Source organism: Mesorhizobium sp. P5_C1 (genome assembly GCF_054049815.1).
On the sequence record NZ_JBFULQ010000666.1, the window covers coordinates 1 to 2,620 of the forward strand.

General features: G+C 65.2%; 2 protein-coding genes. Both read right to left on the bottom strand.

Annotation, left to right across the window (positions count from 1 at the left end):
* Positions 1-37: 37 nt before the first annotated feature.
* A complete protein-coding gene (gene gntR / locus ACXJ7R_RS29605; RefSeq protein ID WP_457154921.1) occupies positions 38-1,066 on the bottom strand; it encodes an HTH-type transcriptional regulator GntR in 1,029 nt (342 codons plus the stop codon).
* Positions 1,067-1,221: 155 nt separating this feature from the next.
* Complete coding sequence (locus tag ACXJ7R_RS29610) at positions 1,222-2,451, bottom strand: MFS transporter (RefSeq protein ID WP_457154922.1); 1,230 nt, start codon at positions 2,449-2,451, stop codon at positions 1,222-1,224.
* Between the last annotated feature and the right edge of the window lie 169 nt (positions 2,452-2,620).

Below are 2,620 nucleotides of genomic sequence, written 5' to 3' on the forward strand. Positions count from 1 at the left end.
GTGTAAACCGGCATTCACACAGTCGCTTCTGTGTGTTTCAACGGGCAGTGCTCTCGCGGCGCTTGAGTTCGAAGCCGAGATCGACGATCCGTTGTTCCGGCCTGTTACCGGCGATCGCCGCCAGCGCCATGGCGACCGCACGTCGGCCAATCTCATAGCGGTGGGTGCGGATGCTGGTGATCGAAGGAAACGCCACCTGCATCATGTCGAGATCGTTGAAGCCGACGATGCCTATCGTCTTCGGCACCGCGATCGAGGCGCGATGGCACTCGAACAACACGCCGAGCGCGATGTCGTCATTGTTGCAGAACACACCGTCGAGCGTCGGTACCTTGGCCAGCGCGTCGCGGAGCATTTCGCGCCCGAGCGGCACGCTCGACAGCACTGGCGTGGTGGTGACGAGGCGTGGGTCGAACAGCCCGGCGGCCTCCATCGCCGCGCGATAGCCGGCCAGGCGCCGCTGCGAGCGCGGATCCATGCGCGCGCCGATGAAGCCGATGCGGCGGTAGCCTGTCTCGATCAGATGCTCGGTCGCCGTCCTGCCGCCGTCGAAATGCGAGAAGCCGACCATCATGTCGACAGGATCAGGCCCGGTTTCCATGACCTGCACCACCGGGCAGCCGGCGCTCTCCAGCAGTTTTCGCGAGGTCGGTGTCTGGTCGATGCCGGCGACGATCAGCGCTGCCGGCCGCTGCGAACCGAAGACCTGCAGCAGCCGCTCTTCTTCGAGGCCGGAATAATGGGTGTTGCCAAGCTGGATACGGAACGGGCTGGCCGACAGGCTGTCATAGATGCCGCGCACCACCTCGGCAAAGACGTTGTTGGTGAGCGACGGCACCAGCACGCCGAACACCTCGGCGCGCGCCGAAGCCAGTGCCCGCGCATTCGGGTCCGGCACATAACCAAGTTCGTCGACCGCGGCCTGAATCTGGCGGCGCAATTCCTCCGAGACGCGCACCGGCTCGCGCAGGGCGCGCGACACGGTGATGGCGCCGACACCGGCCTTGCGCGCGACATCGGCAATGGTCGGGCGGCCACCGCCCCGGCGCGAGCGCGGCTTGATCAAGGACCCGCTCCCTCGGAAGAGCACCCACCAAAGCGCGCGGATACGATCGTCCTTGCTGTCGTCATCTCACCCGGCTTGCCTTGCCGCACCCACTCGTGTTCTGGCGTCGCGCAGCCTTTCGCCCTTGTCAAGCAACTCGAAGTAGCTCAGCCCGTTCAAGCCATCGCCACGGCACGTTGCCTTGCCTTCCAAAACAACAGACCGATCGCCAGTATGTTCAGCAGATTCCAGGCGATTCCGTTGAGGAATGCCGCGGCGTAGGAGCCGGTCAGATCGTAGATCCAACCCGACATCCAGCCACCGATCGCCATGCCGAAGATCGTCGCCATCATGACGATGCCGATGCGCTGGCCGGCCTCTTTGGCCGGCATGTATTCGCGCACGATGATCGCGTAGCAAGGCACGATGCCGCCTTGCGACAGGCCGAACACCAGCGACACGACATAAAGCGAGGCAAGTCCGTCGAAGGGAATGTAGAACAGCAGTGATAGGCATTGCAGCACCGAGCCTATGAGCAGCGTCTTCACGCCACCGATGCGGTCGGCGAGAAACCCGGAGGCCAGCCGGCTGACGACGCCCGCCGCCATCATGATCGACAGCATGTCGGCGCCGTGCGCCATGCCGTAGCCGAGGTCCATGCAATAGGCGACGATATGCACCTGCGGCATCGACATCGCCACGCAGCAGCCGAGGCCGGCGACGACCAGAAGCACCTGCAAGGCCGCCGGCGACAGCGAGATCGGCTGCACCGGCCGGCTTCCCGGCGAACCAGCTGCGGCAGTCTCCGGAGCACCGCGCCGCAGCAACAGCACCAGCGGCACCATGGTCACCAGGCAGAAGACGCCGATCGCGGCATAGGTGAAGCGCCAGCCTTCAGCCTTCATCAGCGTCGGCATGATGGTTGGCCAGATCGCTCCGGCAAGGTAGTTGCCGGCGGCCGCCGCGGTCACCGCGACACCGCGCCGGCGGTTGAACCAGTGCGAGATATCGGCGATCAGCGGTCCGAAGATCACCGACGTGCCGACACCGATCAAAAGCCCTTGAGCTATGGTGAATTGCAGGATGGAGGTCGACAGCGCCGCGAGCAGGAGGCCGGCGGCGAGCGCAATCGAGGAGAGCAGCGCGGGGATCCAGTAGCCCATGCGGTCGATGGCGCGGCCGACCAGCACGTTGCCGGCGGCGAAACCGACCATGGTCGCGGTGTAAGGCATGGACGCCGCGGCGCGATCAACGTCGAACTCGGCCTGCACAGCGGGCAGCACCACGACGACAGCCCACATGCCGACGCCGCCGATCGTCGCCAGCAGCATCGAAATCGCGAGCCGCATCCAGGCATAGCTGCTGTCGATCCCGGGGCTCGGCCGGCTCAAGTCGGTTCGGGTCAAGGCGTTTCCTGTCGGCGGTCTCGAAAATCGGCTGCCGTTTGCGCCACTATCGGCACATTCGCAACGCGCAGCAGCGCCACGGCAGGCAAATCCGTCGCACCAGACAAGACCAATGGGGAACCGATGCCAAGGTGTGGAGTTTCCCGGCAAGCCACCCTGCAAAGGAGTC